The 21,333-nt window shown below is 68.3% G+C and carries 7 protein-coding genes; all 7 read left to right on the top strand.

Annotation, left to right across the window (positions count from 1 at the left end; all coding sequences use genetic code 11):
• The first annotated feature begins 39 nt into the window (after positions 1–39).
• The 7 genes from V7060_RS09110 to V7060_RS09080 all read left to right on the top strand — a co-directional run bounded on the left by V7060_RS09110 (position 40) and on the right by V7060_RS09080 (position 21,265).
• The gene (locus V7060_RS09110) at positions 40–9,600 is read left to right on the top strand and encodes an SdrD B-like domain-containing protein (RefSeq protein ID WP_334178926.1); all 9,561 of its coding nucleotides are present in this window, start codon (positions 40–42) and stop codon (positions 9,598–9,600) included.
• Positions 9,597–13,007, top strand: a complete 3,411-nt coding sequence (locus V7060_RS09105; protein ID WP_334178925.1) for a hypothetical protein — start codon at positions 9,597–9,599, stop codon at positions 13,005–13,007. Before V7060_RS09110 ends, V7060_RS09105 begins: the two co-directional genes overlap by 4 nt.
• A gap of 11 nt (positions 13,008–13,018) precedes the next feature.
• Positions 13,019–14,020, top strand: a complete 1,002-nt coding sequence (locus tag V7060_RS09100; RefSeq protein WP_334178924.1) for an OmpA family protein — start codon at positions 13,019–13,021, stop codon at positions 14,018–14,020.
• Positions 14,021–14,353: 333 nt separating this feature from the next.
• The gene (locus V7060_RS09095; protein ID WP_334178923.1) at positions 14,354–14,926 is read left to right on the top strand and encodes an ECF-type sigma factor; all 573 of its coding nucleotides are present in this window, start codon (positions 14,354–14,356) and stop codon (positions 14,924–14,926) included.
• Positions 14,927–14,941: 15 nt separating this feature from the next.
• Positions 14,942–17,851 (top strand): serine/threonine-protein kinase, encoded by a 2,910-nt coding sequence (locus V7060_RS09090; RefSeq protein ID WP_334178922.1) that lies wholly within the window; start codon positions 14,942–14,944, stop codon positions 17,849–17,851.
• 282 nt (positions 17,852–18,133) lie between these two features.
• Positions 18,134–19,399 (top strand): 4-aminobutyrate--2-oxoglutarate transaminase, encoded by a 1,266-nt coding sequence (gene gabT / locus V7060_RS09085; protein WP_334179116.1) that lies wholly within the window; start codon positions 18,134–18,136, stop codon positions 19,397–19,399.
• Between the two features lie 66 nt (positions 19,400–19,465).
• On the top strand, positions 19,466–21,265 hold the full coding sequence (locus V7060_RS09080) for a PLP-dependent aminotransferase family protein (RefSeq protein ID WP_334178921.1): 1,800 nt from the start codon (positions 19,466–19,468) through the stop codon (positions 21,263–21,265).
• Positions 21,266–21,333 lie beyond the last annotated feature (68 nt).

Here is a 21,333-nt window from a genome sequence, read left to right as displayed (position 1 = left end):
CGAGCGACTGCCACGAGCAGTCGCACAGGGGAAAATCAGGTGCTCAAGAAATCCGTCTCGGCGCGCGAGCTGGTATCGCGCACGCGCTCACTTTTGTCTGCCGTCAACAAGGGCGGCGTCCTTGGCAGTGGCATGGCACGCGCTGCGAAGCGCAGCCTCGCACTCCTCGTGCTGTGCGGTGCGTCCTCGGTCGGCCTTGCCGCAGACCTGCAGATCAGCAATCTGTCCGACACCGGATACGACCCGACGCCGGTCGGCGGCCCCGTGGTCTATCACGTGGTGGTCGAGAACGGCGACATCGACACGGTGGCCGACGCGGTCGCGCTGTTCGACCTGCCGGCCGGCGCCACGCCCGGCACGTTGCCGGCGTTCTGCGCCAGCCTGGGCGGCTCGCCCGTGCGCATCCGCTGCAACATCCCCACGCTGACGCAGGCATCGTCCTCGGTCGCGTTCGACATCCAGATGAACACCACGGGGATGACCGCGGGCACCGTGCAGATCCACGGCGCGGCCGGCTTCGCCGGCAGCCTGCCGGGCGCCGCAGAGCCGCTCGACACCCTGTCGCCCACGCATCCTTTCTACGGCAGCGACAGCGACACCGACAACAACTACCTAAGCCAGGGCACCACGCTGCAGCAGTCGGGGGACCTGCGCCTGCTGAAGACCGCGACGCCGTCGCCGGTGATCGGCGGCGCCGAAGTCACCTACACCCTGCAGGTGTTCAACGACGGCCCGAACGCATCGGCCGGTTTCAACGTGGTCGACACGCTGCCTGCCGGCGTCACGCTGATCGCGGGCAGCTTCGTGGGGCCGGGCTGGACGTTCAACGCGGGCACGATGACGGCGACCCATGCCGGATCCGTCGCCAATGGCGGCAGCGCGTCCTTCAGCTTCCGCGGCAAGGTCAACGTCGGCAGCGGCAACATCACCAATGCGGCCGTGGTCAACGCTGGCGCGATGCCGGACCCGAACGTGGGCAACAACACGGCGGAAGTGACCACACCGGTCACGCCCGGTGCCGACCTGATGATCAGCAAGAGCGCCAACCCTGCGCCTGCGATCGCCGGCGAGCCGGTCACGTTCAACATCCAGGTGCGCAACCTCGGCCCCAGTGCCGCGACCAATCCGCGCTGGACCGACACGATGCCGGCGGGTTTCACCGTCACCGGCGGCAACCAGCCCCCCGGATGGACTTGCACGACGTCCGGCGGCGACACGGTGCGCGGATGCACGTTGGCCGGCAACCTGGCGGTCGGCACGATCGTCAACTTCACGGTGACGGCCATGGTGCCGTCCAACGGCACCAACAGCAGCGGCAACGTCACCAACACGGCGACGGTGGCCTCGGACACGCCGGATGCGGTGCCCGCCAACAACACCGGCAGCACCACCTTCAGCGTGGTGCCCGACGGTGCCGACCTGGGCCTGGCGAAGCGCAAGGCGCCCGCGCTGGTCGCGATCTGGCCGGGCAGCGGCGACGACAGCGACAGCCGCATGACGTCCACCATCGAGGTGCACAACTACGGTCCGCGTGCGGCCACCGGCAACGTGCGCGTGGTCGATACGCTGGCGCCGGGCGAGGAGTACGTGAGTGGCGGCAACCCGGGCGAGTGGACCTGTTCGGTCGCGCCGCCGACGTGGAACGTGGGCGGACCCACGCAGGTCGTCACCTGCGACCTGGACGCCTCGCGGTATCCGCTGGCGAGGAATGCGGATGCGCCCGCCCTGCGCATCATCACCCGCGCGCGCACTGCGGACATCGCGCTGACCAACAACGCCTGCACGGGCGGTTCGGGCGGTTCGCTCGAGCCGATCACCGGCAGCATCGACGAAGACCGCAACACCAACAACGATTGCGCCGGCGACGGCACGCGCACCACCAACGACCGCGTCGACCTGCAGATCGAGAAGTGGACCAACGCGCCCGGCGCGGGCGACAACACCATCGCCGTCGGCGTCGGCAGCTTCACCTACACGCTGCGCGTGACCAACCTGGCCATCACCGACGCGGTGCCGGCCACCGGCATCGTGGTGAACGACACGCTTCCCGGCTTCGTGCCGGCCTCCGGCGGCCTGCCCAGCACGGGCATTTCCGTCAGTGCGCCCGCCGGCTGGAACTGCCCGGTCACGGGTGCATCGATCGTCTGCCGCTCGGGCACCACCGCGCTGAATCCCGGCACGTCCGCGGACATCGTCGTCACGGTCACCCGCCCGCTGTTCGACAGCCTGGGCCAGAGCCCGGGCAGTTGCGGCGTCGGCGCGCCGGCCACCGGTGCGTTCTGCAACACCGCCGGCGTGGCGGTGGACCCGGCAGTGCCGGATTCGGTCGGCGAGATCAACGGCGCCAACAACCAGGCCAGCGACTGGGTGAGCATCGAGCGCGAGGCCAACCTGCGCACGACCGCCAAGAACATCACCACGGGCAACGTCGGCCGCGCCGGCGTGAACAGCCAGTACGTGATGTCGTACCTCAACGAAGGCACCGCGACGGTGCCGGGCGTGGTGTTCCGCGACACCTTCACCATCCCGGCCAACGACGCCGGCTTCGTGCTGGTCTCGGCCACCCGTACGCCGGGCACCGTGGCCTGTACCGCCATGCCCGCCGGCGGCCTGACCGCCACCGGCACGGCCGGCGGCATGTCCTACGCCAATCCCACCGGTGCGCCGCTGGCACTGACGATCGAGTGTCCGTCGCTGTCGATGTCGCACCGCCAGAGCGAGGACATGCGGGTCACCATCCGCCCGAACGTCAACAGCGGCAACAACCCTGCCGGTCGCCAGTTCGACAACCTCGCCACGTTCGCCATCACCGGCGGCGCCACCGGCAGCGACGCCAATGGCGCGTTCGACTACAACACCAACACCAGCGCGGCCGACGACCAGAAGACCGCGTCGCTGACGTTCGAGCAGGGCGTCGCCGACCTGATCGTCAACAAGACCGACCTGGGATTCACCGGCGGCGTGGATCCGCTGGGCTACGACGCCCTCAATCCCGCCAACAATCTCATCACGTACCGCATCTCGGTGCGCAACGTCGGTCCGTCCGTCGCGACCAGCGTGCGCATCCACGACACCTACCGCGTGCCGAACGGCCGTCAGGTGCGCTTCATGGGCATCGCGCCGGGCCCGATCGGCGGGCCGTCGACGGCCTTCAGCACCGCGGGCTGCACCGTCACCAGCGCCAATCCGTTCACCGGCACCGGCACGACGCCGGGCGATGCCGGCCTGAGCATCGAATGCGACGTGCCGGGCGCGGGCTTCGGTGGCAGCAATGCCCCTGGCGTGCTGGGCGTGAACGCGACCAGCTTCGTGTACGTGCAGTACCGCTACGAGACGCCGCCCGGCGCCAGCGGCGACACCGCCCGCAACTACGTCAGCGTGGTGCATGCCGAGACGGATCCCAATACCTCCGACAACAGCGTCGACGAGCAGACCTCGATCCGCGCGCGCGCCGACGTGGGCGTCACCAAGCACGTGTTCACCGACCTGCCGGACAGTGATCCGGATGTCGCGTTGCCGGCATCGCCGGCCACGACGGTGGCCTTGCGCCAACCGTTCTACTGGGTCATCGAGGGCACCAACAACGGCCCGGGTGCCAGCCTGTCGCGCGACCGCACCGGCACCAGCCCGTTGAACGGCACCGGCACGGTCATCACCGACACGCTGCCTGCCGGTCTGGAGATCCTCGGCGCGGCGACGTGGCAGAAGAAAGGCCCGTCGCCGGGTGGCGACGAAGTGCCGAACGGCAGCGGCAATTGCGCCGCCGTCGGCCTCGCGCTCACCTGCCACCTGGGCGACGTGACCGTCACGGGCAAGGCGCGCGTCATCGTCCCGGTGCGCTGGACGACGTACCCGGGCGCCGCGGCGCAGGTCAACACCACCAGCATCACTACCGAACAGGTGGATCCGAACCCCGGCAACAACACCGGCACGGAAGACATCCTGGTCACGCGCTCGTCGCTGGAAGGCCTGGTGTTCGAGGACCGCGACCGCGCCGCCGGCAACGGCGGCACGCACCAGGGCATCGCGACCGAACCCGGCGTCCCCGGCGTGACCATCACGCTGACCGGCACCGACGCCTACGGCAACGCGGTCAACCGCACGGCGACCACCGATGGCAACGGCGCCTACAGTTTCGCCGATCTGTCGCCGGCCGATGCCGCGGGCTACACGCTCACGCAGACGCAGCCCGCGGACTTCGTGAACGGTCCGATCGACCCGCCGAACGCGGGTGGCAGCGCGCCGTCGCTGGGCGGCACGTATGCAGCGGGCTCGCCCAACTCGGTGATCAATGCGATTCCCGTCGGCGCCAACCAGGCCGGCGTGCGCTACAACTTCCCGGAAGTGCGTCGTCCCTCGCTGTCCGGCTTCGTCTACGTCGACGGCAACTTCAACAACGTGCGCGATGGTGGCGACGGCGCGATCGCCAATGCCACGGTCGAACTGCTCAATGCCGCCACCGGCACCGTCGTGGCCGCGACCACGACCGATGCCGGCGGCGCCTATAGCTTCACCGGTCTCGATCCGCTGATCGTCTACACGCTGCGCGAAGTCCTGCCGGCCGGTACCTACCAGAACCGTCCCACCGCAGTGAATCCAGGCCTGATCGGCGGCGCGGCCTGCGTCACCGGCTGTACGCCAGGCACCGGCGTGGGCGGCGATGCCGCCACCACCGACCGCATCAGCACCATCGACCTGGGTGCGGGTGTCGACGGCACGCAGTTCAACTTCGGCGAAGACGCGGTGTCGGGCATCAGCGGCCACGTCTACGTGGACCGCAACGGCAACGGCGACTTCGATGCCGGCGATGCGGGCACGGTCAATTCGCGCCCCAACGGCGGCCTGCAGGGCGTGACCATCACCCTGACCGGCGCGGGTGCCGACGGCATCTTCGGCAATGGCGACGATCCGGCACCGGTGGTGCTGCAGACCGACGCCGACGGTGCCTACCAGTTCACCGGCCTGGTGGTCGGCCAGAACTACCGCGTCACCGAAACGCAGCCGGCCGGCTACGGCAACGGCACCGAAAACGCGGGCAACGTCATCGACGTCAGTGCATTGCCGCTCGCCGGTGTATCGGATCGCGACTTCGGCGAAACGCTGGGCTCGCTGGCGGGCGCGGTGTTCGAGGACTTCTCGGCCACGCCGGCCAACAACAACAACGGCAGCTTCGACAGCGGCGAGAATCCGATCGCCAACGTCACGGTGGTGCTGACCGGCACCGACCTGCTCGGCAACCCGGTCAACGTCACCGTGCAGACCGATGCGACGGGCGCGTACGTGTTCCGCGACCTGCTGCCGCCCACCGGCAGCTACACCATCACCGAGACGCAGCCGACCGGCTACATCGACGGCCGCCACACGCCGGGCAACGCGGCGACACCGGGCAGCGCGACCACGCCCAACGTCATCGACGGCATCGTGATCAGCGAAGGCCAGGTGGCGACCGGCTACCTGTTCGGCGAACTGGCCAACGCCGTCATCAGCGGCACGGTCTACCTGGACCGCGGCGACGACGGCGATCGCGATGCCACGGATCCGGGCATTCCCGGCGTCACCGTGGTGATCGAAGGCGCGGGTCCGGATGGCGTGTTCGGCACGCCGGACGACCTGCCGCCGGTCACCCTGACCACCGACGCCAACGGCGGCTACAGCTATGGCGGTGCGATCACCGGCCAGAACTACCGCATCGTCGAGACGCAGCCCACCGGGCTGGCGAACGGCCAGGAAAATCCGACCAACACCATCACCGTCACCAACCTGCCGGCGAGCGGTTCCAGCGACAACGACTTCGGCGAACGCGCCGCGTCGCTGAGCGGCAGCGTGTGGCTGGATGCCAACAACAACGGCGTGCGCGATGCGGGCGAGAACGGCATCGCCGGCGTCAGCGTCTCGCTGCCGGCGGGCACCGTGGACGCGCTGGGCAACGCCGTGACCGCGGTCGTGACCGACGCGAACGGCAACTACCGCTTCGACGACCTGCTGGCCGGCACCTACACCGTCAGCGAACAGGCCGCGCAGCCGGTGGTCGGTGGCGTGACCACGATCAACGGCACCACCGTGGCAGGCACCATCGGCGGCAGCGCCAGTGGTACCGCCACGCCGGTCGCGACCGTGCCCAGCGCGGTGGCCGGCATCGTGCTGCCTGCGGGCGGCGCGTCGATCGACAACAACTTCGGTGAAACGTTCGGCGTGGCGCTGTCGGGTCGCGTGTTCTTCGACGCCGACAACGACGGCGTGCAGTCGGGCGCGGCCGAAACCGGCATCGACGGCGTGACCATCACGCTGACCGGCACCGACGACACCGGCGCGAGCGTGTCGCTCACCACCACCACCGATGCCAACGGCGACTACGCGTTCGACGGCCTGCGCCCGGGCACCTACACGGTGACCGAGCCGACCCAGCCGACCGGCACCAGCAACGGCCAGACCGTCGCGGGCACCATCGGCGGCACACCGTCGGGCACCGCCACGCCGATCACCACCGTACCCAGCGCGATCAGCGCGATCGACCTGACCACGCCGGGTGCGAACTCGGTGGGCAACAACTTCGGCGAGATCCCGCTCAACAGTTCGATCAGCGGCCGCGTGTGGCGCGACAGCGACAACGATGGCGTCGTCGATCCGTCGGAAGAAGGCATCGCCAATGTCGTCGTGCGCCTGACCGGCACCGACCTGGCCGGCAACCCGATCACGCGTGAAGTGACCACGCAGCCGGACGGCACCTATGCCTTCACCGAGCTGCCGCCGGGCACGTACACCATCACCGAACCCGAGCAGCCCGCGGGCACGCTCAACGGCATCACCAATGCCGGCACCGGTGGCGGCACCGCCACACCGCCGACCAGCACCCCGTCCGTCATCAGCGGCATCACGCTGGGCGTGGGCCAGGACGTCACCGGCAACGACTTCGGCGAAGTCCCGGCCGGCACGATCAGCGGCCGCGTCTACAACGACGGCAACAACAACGGCGTCATCGACGCGGGCGAGGGCGGTTACGCGAACGTGCAGGTGGTGCTGACCGGCACCGACGACCTGGGCCAGGCGGTGAACGTCACCGTCACCACCGATGCCGATGGCCGTTACCGCTTCGACGACCTGCGCCCGGGCACCTACACGGTGACCGAACCCACGCAGCCGGCGGAGACGCTCAACGGCATCACCAGCGCGGGCACCATCGACGGCACCACCGTCGGTACCGCGACGCCGGTAACGACCACGCCGTCGGCGATCAGCGGCATCGTGCTGCCGCCGGGTGGCGAGTCGATCGACAACAACTTCGGCGAGATCGGCGATTCGCCCGACCTGGTGGTCAGCAAGACCGCCACGCCGGCCGTCTTCACCGTCAACAACGCTGCCACCTACACGCTGCGCGTGCGCAACATCGGGCAGCAGCCCAGCGCGGGCGAGTACGTGGTGGAAGACCGCCTGCCTGCCGGCCTGACGCTGGCCGCGACGCCGGTGGGCACGGGCTGGACCTGCACCGGCGCACAGGGCGACAACCGTTTCCGCTGCGCGAGCAGCATGGTGATCGCCGCCGGTGCCACCTCGGCCGACAGCATCATCGCGTCGGTGCGCGTGGCCGCGAGCGCCGCCACCGGTTCGCCGGTGAACAACGCGGTGATCGTCGAAGGCGGTGGCGAGAACGAGTTCCGCACGCCGACGCCGGACGAACGCGCCGACTTCGAGGGCAATCCGGGCGACCTGCCGGTGTGCGACCCGGCGATCACGCAGAACGCGTGCCGCCTGCCGACGCCGGTGCAGTTGTCGGCCTCGGTGTCGGGCACGGTGTGGTTCGACCAGGGCAGCGACTTCGGCCATATCGACGGTGGCGACCGCCGCCTGTCGGGCTGGATCGTCGAGGTGGTCAACGGCAGCGGCCAGGTCGTCGGTACGACGACCACCGGCGCCGATGGCACGTACTCCATCGCCGACCAGGTGCCGGGCATTCCGCTGGGTATCCGCTTCCGCGATCCGGCGACGGGCGTGGTATGGGGTCTGCCGGTGAGCGGCGAGACCGTCGCCGGTCCGCCGGTGCCCTGCGACGCCACCAGCGCGATCGCCAACGGCACGGCCAGTTCCTGCCGCAGCAACGAGGGTGGCAACACGCACCTGTCGGTGGTGCTGGCGCCGGGCGCGAACCTGCCGCAGCAGAGCCTGCCGCTGAATCCGGGTGGCGTGGTCTATGACGCGACCACGCGTACGCCGGTCCCCGGCTCGCGCGTGACGCTGACGCCGGTCGGTACCTGTGCGGGCTATTCGCCCGAGCAGCACGTGCTGAACGTCGCACTGGGCGGTTACACCGTGCAGGGCACGTCGGTGTCGATGACGGTCGGTGCGGAAGGCTTCTACCAGTTCCTGCTGGGTTCGGACGCACCGGCGTCGTGCCGCTTCCAGCTGGCGGTGACGCCGCCGGCCGGCTACACGTTCGAGTCCGGCATGATCCCGGCCGAGACCTCGCCGCTGACGCCGCCGTCCACGCCGGGCGAAGGCTATCCGGTGCAGACGAACGCGACCGCGCCGACCGGTCCGGTCGGTACGTCGACGACGTACTACCTGGAGCTGACGCTGGGTTCGGGCGTGGCGGTGCCGGTGCACAACCACATCCCGCTGGATCCGCAGGTCGCGCCGGGCCTGGTCATCACCAAGACCGGCGACCGCAAGACGGTGGAAGTGGGCGACAGCCTGGTCTACACCATCACCATCCGCCAGACCGCGGGTGCGTCGATGGGCACGGTCAACGTGATCGACCGCCTGCCGCACGGCTTCACCTTCATCGATGGCACCGCGCGCGTCGACAACGCCGGCATCGCCAATCCGCTCGGCAAGCCGGGCCCGACGCTGGTGTTCGACGTCGGTCCGCTCGCGGTCGGCCAGCAGAAGGTGCTGACGTACCGCGTGCGCGTCGGCGTCGGCAGCCAGCAGGGCGACGGCATCAACCGTGCGCGTGCCTGGGGCTGTTCGATCGATGGCGGCTGCGTGGATCCGACCACGCTGACGCCGTATCCGAACGGTGGCGTGGTGCCGTCCAACCCGGCCGAGTACCGCGTGATCATCAGCGGCGGTGTGTTCGCCGACGAAGGCTGCGTGCTGGGCAAGATCTTCGTGGACTGCAACGTCAACCACGTGCAGGACAAGGAAGAGCTGGGCATCCCCGGCGTGCGCATGTACTTCGAGGACGGCACCTGGATGGTCAGCGACTCGGAAGGCAAGTACAGCTACTGCGGCCTGCCGCCGAAGAGCCACACGCTGAAGGTCGATCCGTCGACCCTGCCCGTGGGTTCGCGCCTGACCACCAGCAGCAACCGCAACCTGGGCGATGCGGACAGCCTGTTCATCGACCTCAAGAACGGCGAGCTGCACCGCGCCGACTTCATCGAGGGCAGCTGCTCCAACCCGGTGATCGAACAGGTGAAGGCACGCCGCACGCAGGGCGAGATCCGCGCGCCGGAAACCGAGCGCAACCAGCAACCGTTGCGCTTCGAGAGCAAGCCCGCACGCGCGCCGCAGCAGGGCACCGATTCGGCCAACCAGCGGCCGATCGTGGATCCGAGGCCGACGACGACGGATGGCGCACGCAACGGGGAGGTGCAGCCATGAGCCGCTTCGCCCCGCGTCCGTCGACTTCCCTGGAATCCCGTGCCATGCGTGCTTCGCGTCCTTCGTTCCATCCCCTCGCGCTGGCGCTGGCCCTGGCGGTGACGCCGGCGCTGGTGCAGGCGCAGGCCGTGTCCGGCGACCGGCGCTTCACGCCGGCGCTGGGCCAGGCCACGCCGCTGTACCCGCAATCGCCGGAATCGCAGCGCACCGCGCCGCAGCCGCTGTACGCGCAGCCCGGCAATGTCGACTACAGCGTCAACGCCGGCGTTGATCGCGTCGTGGTCGAGGTCGACCGCGATGGCGTGCCGGCCGATGGCCAGTCGCCGGTCAAGGTGGTCGTGCAGTTGTACGGCGCCGACGGCAAGCCGATGGCGGGCGACGCGTTCGCCACCATCGAACACAGCGGCGGTCGCATCAAGCTGGCCGATGGCCGCACGGACGAATTCGGTCCGGGTCGCCTGGACGCCGACGAAGTCACGCCCGGCATCCAGCTGGCCGTGCGCGACGGCCGTGCCGAGTTCGAGCTGCTGGCGCCGCACGATCCGCAGGACGTGCTGCTGCGCGTGACCTCGGGCAGCCACAGCGCGGAAGGCGTCATCGGCTTCGTGCCGGAAATGCGCGAGCTGATCGCCACCGGCCTGATCGAAGGCGTCATCAACTTCCGCCGCAAGGGCGACAACCTGGTCAACGGCACGCAGCGTGGCGATGGCTTCGAGCGCGAGATCCGCCGCTGGGAGAAGCAGTTCAACAGCGGCAAGGCGAATGGCGCGGCGCGCGCGGCGTTCTTCGTCAAGGGCACGATCAAGGGCGAGTACCTGCTGACCGCCGCCTACGACTCCGACAAGGAGGTGCGGGCACGCCTGCTGCGCGACATCCAGCCGGAAGAGTTCTACCCGGTGTACGGCGACGCGTCGCTGCGCGGCTTCGATGCGCGCTCGGCCGAACGCCTGTACGTGCGCGTGGACAAGGACCGCAGCTACCTGCTGTACGGCGATTTCCAGACCGGCGACAACATCGCCACGCAGACCGGCGTGGATTTCGGCGCACAGGCAGGTCAGCGCGTGCTGGGCACCTACAACCGCACCGCCACCGGCCTGGGCTGGCATTTCGAGAACGCGCGCGTGCGCGGCAACGTCTTCGCCATCGAAGACTCGCTGCGCCAGGTGATCGAGGAACTGCCGGCCGCCGGCAGTGGTCCGTACGGCCTGCGCAACAATGCGGTGCTGGAAGGCAGCGAGCGCGTGGAAGTGGTCGTGCGCGACCGCAACCAGCCGTCGCGGATCGTGTCGGTGCGTCCGCTGGGCCGGCTGGTCGACTACAGCTTCGAGCCGTTCTCCGGCCGCATCCTGCTCAACAGCTTCCTGCCTTCGTTCGACAGCGACCTCAATCCGGTGTCGCTGCGCATCACCTACGAACTGGACCAGGGCACCGAGAAGTTCCTGGTGGTGGGCGCGGATGCGCAGCTGCGCGTCGGCGAGAAGGGCGAGATCGGCGGTTCCTACGTCGATGACCGCAATCCCTTCGCCGCCTTCGAGATGGGCAGCGCCAACGTCGGCTACAGGTTCGGCGCCAACACCTGGCTGGTGGCCGAAGCCGCGCGCACGCGCAGCGAGGTCAACACCAACAGCGTCAACCAGTACGGCACGCCCGGCCTGCAAGGGTTGAGCGGCCTGGTGGAAGGCGATGCCTGGCGCGTCGAACTGGGCCACGCCGGCAAGGCCGTGGACCTGAAGCTGTTCGCCGGCCAGTCCGATCCCGCGTTCAACAACCCGGCATCGCCGTTGTACGGCGGCCGCGGCGAGTACAGCGTGACCACGCGCTGGCGCCTGACCGATCGTTTCGAGCTGTATGCCGAAGGCCTGCGCAGCGAGGACCGCAATCCCGACGGCGGCGAACGCGAAGCGGCCAGCGCGGGCACGCGCGTGAAGGTCACCGACAAGCTGACGCTGGACTTCGGTTATCGCGCGATCCGCGAAACCGTCGGCGCCTACTACACGTGGGCCACCAGCACCGGCTACGGCAACATCGGCGGACTGTCGGGTGGCTACGCCACCGGTGCCGGTGGTGGTGCGCTCGGCTACGGACAGCAACCGCTGGATCCGCTGACCGGCCTGCCGATCATCAGCAGCGGCAATCCCAACGACGTGGGCAGTGGCCTGCCGGTGGGCACCGAGCTGTCGTCGGACATGCTGCGTGTCGGCGTGGGCTACCGTGCCAGCGACCGTTTCAGCATCGGCGGTGAAGTCGAGCAGGACATCCACGGCGAAGACCGCAACCGCGTGGCGCTCGGCATGGACTACCAGCTGCGCGAGCGCAGCCGGATCTATGGCCGCTACGAGAAGCAGACCGGCATCAGCGGCGTGAACGGGCTGACCCAGGACGGGCGCGAGGCCGATACGGTCGCGCTGGGCGTGGACACCAGCTTCATCAAGGACACGCAGCTGTTCTCCGAGTACCGCCTGCGCGACGCCATCGCCGGCCGCGACATCCAGGCCGCGTCGGGCATGCGCAATCGCTGGGACGTGCGCGAAGGCCTGCGCCTGGACACGACGCTCGAACACACCAACGTCATCTCCGGCAACATCGGCGATTCCACCGGCATCGGCTTCGCGCTGGACTACAGCGCCAATCCGCTGTGGCGCGGCAACGTGCGGCTGGAACACCGCATCTCCGACGACGTCGCCGGCACGCCGACCAACGAGGGCTATAACACCACGCTGCTGCAGTTCCTGGCGGCGCGCAAGCTGAGCCGCGACTGGACGTTGCTGGCGCGCAACTACCTGCTGCGTACCGAGTACGACGCGCGTGGCGATGTGCTGCAGGACCGCTTCCAGATCGGTGCGGCGTACCGCGACACGGACACCAACCGCGTCAACGCGCTGGCCCGCTACGAGTACAAGCTGGAGAAGGACGAGAGCGGCATGGACGGCACCGGCTTCGGTTCCGACACCGGCCAGGACATCCGCAGCAGCGCCCACATCGTCTCGGCGCATGCCGACTGGCACCCGTCGCGGCCGTGGTGGCTGACCGGGCGCGTGGCGGCGAAGTGGCAGCAGGACAGCTTCTTCTACGCCGACACCGGTCGCGTCGATGACGACTTCAATGCGGTGCTGTTGTCCGGCCGCATCGTCTACGACATCACCGAGAACTGGGACATCGGCGTGCTGGGCTCGACCTTCCGCGGCCAGGACGGCGCCAACCAGTACGCGTTCGGCATGGAAGTCGGCCGCCTGCTGCGGCAGAACCTGTGGCTGTCGGTGGGCTACAACGCCACCGGCTTCCGCGGCGACGACGACCTGGCCGGTTACGAGTACACGCAGCAGGGCGCGTTCATCCGCCTGCGCTTCAAGTTCGACGAAGACCTCTTCCGCAGGGAAGACGCCCGCTACCGCGATCCGGTGCGCTGAGGATTACCGACATGACCACAACGAAGACCTCCCTCCTGTGCGCCGCCGTGCTGGCCGGCCTCGCCTTCACCGCCGGTGCGCAGCAGACGCAGCTGGTGCCGGCGCGCGACCGCATCACCGACGAGGCGATCCACGCCGACCTGTCCGGCTACGAGCGCACCCAGGGCCGCATCCAGGCGTTGAACGACGGCGGTCGCCCGATCCGCGACTACCACCTGTCGAAAGCGCAGTGCTGGCTCGACGTGTCCTTCCACGAGTACTCGCGCAACGACCGCAGCGCCTTCCCGCAGGAAGCGCTGACCGAGTCGGAGAAGCTGATCGTGGGGATGGAGCAGGGCGTCACGCCGCTGCCCACCGACACGCCGCTGGTGAACAACGCCGCGCGCGTGCGCGAAGATCTGTGGAAGCGCCTCGGCGCGATCCACGGCACCCCCGGTTTCGCCTGCGCGCAGCAGGCCGTCGCCTGCGGCGAAGTGGAGCTGGTGCATGCCGGCAACGAGTTCAACCAGCAGCAGTGGCGCCATGCCAAGCCGTACATCCAGATCGCCGAAGACTGGGTGAGCGACGCCGAAGCGCTGTCGCGCCAGTGCGGCGCCGCGCCGAACCTGCCTGCCGCCCTGCCGGTGGATACGGTGCTGACCGCGAACGTGCTGTTCGAATTCGACCGTTCGGGCCGCACCGACATCCGTGCCTATTCGCTGCAGAGCCTGGACCGTGAACTCGGCCGCCTGCGCGAGGAAGGCCTGACGTTGACCGGCGTGGAACTGGTGGGCCATGCCGACCGCCTGCAGGGCCGTGGCCACGACTACAACCAGGCGCTGTCGGAGCGCCGCGCACAGACCGTGCGCGCGCTGCTGGTCGAGCGTGGCGTCGACGCCGGCAAGGTGACCTACGGCTTCAAGGGCGATACCGAACAGGTCCAGCAATGCGCCGGCGTGAAGCCGCAGGCGGCGCTGCGGGAATGCCTGATTCCGAACCGGCGTGTCGAAGTCCGCCTGCACGTCGCACGCTGACATGCCTGCTGCACGATGCGCGCCACGGCCCTGATCCGTGGCGCGTGTCGCGCGGTGATGTCGATCCGCACCATGGCGTGCGGAGTGCGCTTCCCGAACGAAGCGACGGGAGTTCGATTCCATGGAAGGACGCGCCGGGCCAGTCCCGCCAGGACCTTGATGCGCATGGATCCGCACAGACGCGCAGTGCCGTCCGTAACGGCAGGGCGCCGGGAAATTGACTCCATGTCACATTCCGACCATGCTTGCCGCTCAGCCATCCCAGCCAGCCGATCGAGGCTTGATGCTGCGCCACGTGCGGGAGGCTGAAGGAATCGAATGGCTAGGTGACCAGTGGTCGAGAAGGCTTTGGGAGACGTCGCCGGTGAAGTGACGCAGTTGCTGGCCGCCGCTCGCTCGGGGCAGACCAGCGCGTGGGGTCAGATCTATCGCCTGCTTTACCGCGACCTGCGCAATCAGGCGCGCGCGCAACTGGGAAGGTCCGCCCAGCAGACGCTTTCTCCTACCGCACTGATCAATGAAGCCTGGATCAGGCTGTCCGGGATCGACGTGGGAGCAGAGAACAGGAGGCAGTTGATCGCCCTCTGCATCACGGCCATGCGTTCCGTCATCGTCGACCAGACCCGCCGCAAGTTGAGAGAGAAGCGCGGAGGTGGCATGCAGGTCCTGTCGCTGTCCGATGGGTGGGACAGTGGTGAGGACTCGGGGCTTGAGCAACTGGTCGAACTCGATGCGGCGCTCGCCAAGCTCTCGAAAAAGATGCCGCATCTGGCAACGGTGGTCGAGTGGCGCTACTTCGGCGGGCTGTCGGAAGAGGAGATAAGTCGATTGCTGGACGTCAATGTACGCAAGGTAAGAAGGGATTGGCTTACCGCCCGGGCATTTCTCCTGCGCGCGCTGGGCTAACGCCCGCTCTCTGCCATGGCCCGCTCTGATGCCGACGACCACCTCGAACCGTTCGCGCTGAAGTGGGCGAGCCGCCTGATGGGGTTTCCCTCTCCCGCCAGGAGGGCTGTTCTGTGGGTGCTCGCGGTTGGAAACCCCGCGGGGGCGGCCATCGTGAGGGAACTCGTCTCCGGGCGGACCGTTTCAGATTCGATCCTGGATCGCCCCCTCCAGTCCGCACTCGGTAGCGCGGGCAACGAAGGCCAGGAAGACGCCAGGGTCGACGCCGGCAAGCGCATCGGCTCCCGGCTGGGCGCCTGGCGGGTCGTGTCGCTGCTTGGCATGGGAGGCATGGGGGTCGTATATCTGGCCAGGCGGGACGACGGCTCGTACCAGCGCGACGTCGCACTCAAGTGCATGCAGGGCAAGCTCACGTCGGAAGAGGCCATCTCGGCATTCCAGACCGAGAGAAACGCGCTCGCGAAGTTGAATCATCGCGACATCGTGCCGATCATCGACGGCGGCATCCACGACGACGGCACGGCATGGTTTGCCATGCCGCTGCTGGAAGGCGACCGGATCGACGAGTGGTGCGACCAGCGGTCCCTCGATGTCCGTCGACGGGTCAAGCTGCTCATCGACGTCTGCGAAGCGCTGTCTCATGCGCATGAGCGGGCCGTACTCCATCTCGATATCAAGCCATCGGCCATTCTCGTCGACGTCGAAGGGCATCCCAAGCTGCTGGATTTCGGCGTGGCGGAGATTTCGGATGCGGGCCGAGTCGCCAGCGAAGGATCGTCATCGCGGTTGGCCGCCTTCAGTCCTGGATTCTCTGCGCCCGAGCTGATGGCGGCCGGAAGAGGCTCGGCGGCATCCGATGTGTACTCCGTCGGTGCGCTGATGTACGTCCTGCTTTGCGGGCAACCGCCTGTCAGTGCGAACGCGCTCCAGGCCCAGATCGCGATTGCCTCGAGAAGTGCCGCGGCCCCGCCCAGCGCGATGGCATCCCGGTGCGCACCGTCCGTTCATGCGGCCCGTTCGTGCGGTACGGCGCGGCAACTCGGCAAGCAACTGGAGGGAGATCTGGACGCTATCGCGATGCGATGCGTGGCGTTCGAACCCGACGCCAGGTACCGCTCGATGCTGGCCTTGCGCGATGATCTGGCATGCTGGAGTGCCGGGAAGCCGATTTCGCTGAGGAAGACGTTCGGCTATGCCGCGGCCCGCTTCGTTGCGCGCAATTCGCGGCTGGTATCGCTTGCGATCCTTTTCGCGCTGGTGACCCTGACGCTCGGTGCCGTCCTGGCGTGGCAACACCATGAAGCCGTGCGGGAAGTGGAGATATCCACGCGCGCAGAACAGATATTCAGTCAATCGTTGGCTTCGGCTGCCTTGAGGCAAGCCGGCGCGCCCGTGGGTTCCGCCGCATTTCTCGGTCGCACCGAGGTCAATTTCCGACGCTATGCCGACAAGGATCCGCCGGCCGTGCTGGCAAGGGGACTGTCTGCATTGGCGCGTAGCCAGACTGAGGCGGGCAACTATGATGCCGCCCATCGCCTGGCGGCGGAGTCGGCGACGCTCGCCAGTGGAGAAGGGCTTCAATTCGCCTTCAATCAGGTGACGCTGGCGCGCCTCTACAATCTCCGCGCGCAGCATGCGGCTGCAATCACCGCCGTCGAGGTAGGCCGCAAGCGGCTAGGCTTTGTGTTCACCGACCAGGAGAAGCTCGCACGCTTGCAACTCGATACGCAGCTTGCCGTGGCCCACTATGGAGCAGGGGCCGCCGCGAAGGCGCTCAGGATTCTCGGCGACTCGATTTCCGAGTGCGAAGCCCTGGATACCTCGGCAAGCAGGTTGGCGCTGGCTCAAATGCTCATCCTTCGCGGAAGCTGGTATCGGCAGCGGCTCCTCGTGGAGGCTTCCGAGCGCGATCTCGCGCGCGCGATGTCCCTGGCCAGCACCACCGATCCCCGCATCATGGACGATGCGCGAGAAGTGCTTGTCAGGACGATACGTTCATCAAGCTCGGAGAGTAGGGAGAAGCGCGCGCTGAAGGTGGCCACCGACCTTCTCGCGAGCCGGTCCAGTACCTTGGGTGCGCAACACCCTCAAACCGGCATCGCCTGGGTGGAACTGGCGTCGATGCAGATGCTGGCGCAAGACAATGCGCGAGCACAGGAATCCGTCGGGCGCGCGGAGCGCATATTGGCGTCGACGCTGGGCAAGCACCATCCTGCGTACGCGAAAGTCCTCGTGGCCCAATCGCATCTGCGGATATTCCAGTCGAAGCTGGGGGAGGCGGTCGCACTGACGGAGGCGGCCCGCGGGATACTTGCGCGACACCATGGGGAGGCGCATGAGCTGACGCTCGACGTGCGCTTCCTGCTCGCCAACGAGTACTGGTGGATGGCTCGCCAGGACGCGGGCTACATGGACAAGGCGATGAAAGAGATGCGCGAGACGATTGCGATCTATCAGCATCGCAACGGCGAGGTTCCTGCGCTTCATCGGATGGCTTTCGCGGACATGCTGCATCAAGCCGGCGAGAACGAAAGCGCGGAAAGGGAGATTGCGCAGGCCGAGCGTGATGCCGTGCGCCAGTACGGTCCGCAAAGCGAGGAGGTGCTGTCGGCGCAGCACAGTCGCTGGGAGATGGCCACCGAGAGGACGGGCTTCACCGCCGAACGTTCCAGCGCGCTGGATGCCTTGATTGACGGCGCAGCACGCATCGACTCGCTGTATGCCCGGTCCATCCTCTTCACGCTGCTCTTGTCCAAGGCCGAGTGGCATGCGAAGGCGGGCAACAGCGATGAGGCGCGAAGCGCGGTCATGGAGGCGGAGCGTCTTGCCGGAGAAGTGAAGATTCCGGCGTGGTTGGACAAGGCAAGGCAGGTCGCAGGAGAGATCGCGGTGCCGCAGGGTGAGCCGAGTCCGGTTGGCCATTGAGATGGTCGACGTGGATGCGGGAGATCCCGCCGACCTCCGTCGCCGGCATGGCCGGCGTGCTCGCTTCCGCATGGACGGCTGTCTTGCACGCGTCCCGGTGAGTGCATCGACCAAGGGCTTCGACAGGAAGAAAGCGCCGGATTCCTCATGGTCGCTTCGATGCGGATGCTTCATCTGGCACCATCCGGCTGCACCCACTGGCTCTACGGCTTTCCCGGGATCACCATCACGCTAGAGTCCAACTTGACGCGTACGGGGTGGATCTTGCTCAACCACGAGTGGATGGGACGGCGGAAGGCGAGCATCCCTCGCGGGGTCGGTACGGCCATGGGCATCTTCATCGATCGCGCGGAGAACGCCGAGGTGTGGGATGTGGAGGGCCGGCGCTTCATCGATTTCGCCTCCGGGATCGCGGTCCTCAACGTGGGCCATCGCCATCCGCGCGTGATGGAGGCGGTCGAGCAGCAGTTGCGCCGGTGCACGCATGCCGCGTTCCAGGTGGCCGGCTACGACGCATACGTCGCACTCGCGGAACGCCTGAACGACATCGCCCCCATCGAGGGTCCGGCGAAGACCATCCTGTTCTCGACGGGCGCGGAAGCCGTGGAGAATGCGGTCAAGATCGCCCGTGCGGCCACGCGACGCCACGCCGTGATCGCTTTTTCCGGCGGCTTCCATGGCCGCAGCTTCATGGCCATGTCGCTGACCGGCAAGACCGCCCCCTACAAGCGCGGCTTCGGTCCTTTGCCCGGCGGCGTCTACCACGTTCCGTTCCCGGCCGCGCACAAGGGCATAACGGTGGCGGACAGCCTGGACGCCATCGAAGGGCTGTTCAAGGCCGATGTCGCCGCCGAGGACGTGGCGGCCATCATTCTGGAGCCGGTGCAGGGCGAAGGCGGCTTCCTGCCCGCTCCAACGGAATTGCTGCAAGCGTTGCGCCGCCTGGCCGATGCGCACGGCATCGTGTTGATCGCCGACGAAGTGCAGACCGGCTTCGCGCGCACCGGGCGCGTGTTCGGCATCGAGCCTTCGGGCGTCAAGCCCGACCTGATTACCGTGGCCAAGTCCCTGGCGGGCGGATTTCCGCTCTCCGGCGTGATCGGCCGCGCGGAGCTCATGGATGCGGTCGAGCCGGGCGGACTGGGCGGCACCTATGCCGGCTCGCCGGTGGCATGCGCGGCAGCGCTCGCGGTGCTGGACGTCATCCAGGACGAGAAGCTGTGCGAGCGCGCGGATGTGCTGGGTGCGCGTGTGGCCGACCGCTTGCGCGCGCTGGCGCAGCGCGAGGATCTGCGCCCGATCGGGCATGTGCGTGGTCCGGGTTCGATGATTGCCTTCGACCTGCTGCAGGAGCGGGGCGGCACCACGCCAGACCCGGTCGCCGCGCGTGACGTGCTGCAGCGTGCGCATGCCGACGGACTGATGCTGCTGGGCTGCGGCAGTCTGGGCGAATCCGTGCGGCTCCTCTATCCGCTGACCATCCCGGATGAGGTGCTCGATGAAGGCCTGGACCTGCTGGAAAGCGCGCTACGCTTGCCCGGTGCATAGGGCGCGGAAATGAGGCGCAACCTCTCCCGCGCGCATCGTGGCCGGCGCTGGCGCTAAAGTGCGGCGATGAAACGCGAACCCCGCGCCGCCGACAGCCTTCATCTTGTCCTGGATCCTTCCGACCCGCTGAGCCTGCAGCTCCAACTGCGGCAGAAGCTGGTCGGTGCCATCCATCGCGGTGTACTGCGGGCGGGCCAGCGCTTGCCCTCCTCGCGCCAGTTGGCGATGCGCATCGGCGTGTCGCGCAACACCGTCAGCCTGGCCTACGACGCCCTGCTGGCGGAAGGGCACTTGGCGAGTCGCTCGCGCAGCGGCATCTACGTGGCGTCGGCGGTGCCGGGCGCGCGGCTCGGCAGGGTCCAGCGCACGCTGGATCCGGAGTCGCCGCTGGCGTCGCGCCTGGTCCCGCTGGTGGACGACGGCAGCTTCCGCTGCCCGCAACACTGGCATCGCTACCCGTTTCCGTTCATTGACGGCCGCGTGGATGCCGAACTCACGCCGGTATCGGAATGGACGGAGGCGATACGCCTGGCCGGGTCGCGCCATGAGGTCATGAAGTGGCCGCTGGAGAGCAGCGAAGCCGATGATCCGATGCTGATCGACGAGATGCGGGGCAAGGTGTTGCCGATGCGCGGCATCGACGCCGGTGCCGACGAACTGCTCATGACCCTGACCAGCCGCCATGCGTTGCAGATGGCCGGCGAACTGCTGGTGCGCCGCGGTACCCCGGTGGTGCTGGAGCAACCCACGGATCCTGAATTCGAACGGCGCCTGCGCGAACGCAATGCCGATGTCCATCTTCTGGACCCGGAGTTGCGCTCACCGTTGCCACCGGGCGCCGTGGTCGTGACCAGCGGTCGCCACGGCTTCGCCGCGGAATCGGGTTATCCGCGGCAACTGCTCGCCCAGGTGGTGGCCGCGGACGGCCTGGTGGTGGAGCACGATGTGCCGGCAGGCGTGCAGGACGGTGGCCGCGTCGCGCCTGCGCTGCGTGCGTTCGACCGCGACGGACGCGTGATCTATGTCGGCGGGCTGGCGCCGACGGCATCGTGCGGCGAGCCTCCCGGCGTGCTGGTCGCTCCCGCCGTCTTCATCGAGCGTGCCCGGCAGTTGCGCCGCAGCCAGGGCACGGTATTGCCACGCATCCTCCAGCGCGCATGGGCGTACTTCATCGGCCTGGGGCACTACTCGGCGTGCCTCGTGCGTGCCGGCCGCGTACTGGCCGAACGACGCATGGCCCTGCGCGATGCGCTCAACCACTACCTGCACGACCGCATCAGCATCGAGACGTCGGCCGGCGCGAGTGCCTATTGGGTGAGCATGCCGGGGGGCATGGATGCCCGCGATCTCGCGCAGCGGGCCGCCGTGCTCGGCATCCTGGTGGAACCCACGCGCTGTGCCGATGGCCGGGAAGCGCTCTGCATGGGAGTCACCGGCATCTCCGCTGCGCGAATCCGCGAAGGCATCCGCACGCTGGCGCGCCTGGTGCGCGACGACCCGTCGCCATCTTCGCGGCGTATCCAGGACGAACGGGAGCCGCCGCTGGGTGGGCGCGCACTGCGCCGCACGATGGCGGGGGCCACGCTGCTCTACCGCACGGTCTACGGCGAGCCTTGCACCCTGGAAATCCACGCCGACGGAAACCTGGTCGGTACCGCCGGCTACGCGGGCGAAGATTGCGACCAGGGCCATTGGTGGCTGCAGGGCGACCGCTGGTACCGGCAGTGGCGCCAGTGGGCCTATGGCGAAGCGGCGGGCTACGCGGTGGTCGTGGACGGCGACCAGATCCGTTTCTACGGCGAGGATGGCGTCATGGTCGATGCCGCGGTGCTGACGCGTCCGATACCGTCGCGTCGACGCGACTGAGGCCTCTGGCACCATCGATGGGGCTGGACTGGATCTAAGCGCGGCTGCGGACAGGCACTACCGTCGCA

The sequence above is a fragment of the Pseudoxanthomonas sp. genome (assembly GCF_036845285.1).
Taxonomy (GTDB): Bacteria; Pseudomonadota; Gammaproteobacteria; order Xanthomonadales; family Xanthomonadaceae; genus Pseudoxanthomonas_A.
Note: the sequence above shows the minus strand (reverse complement) of the source record. Positions and strands in the feature narration are given on the sequence as shown.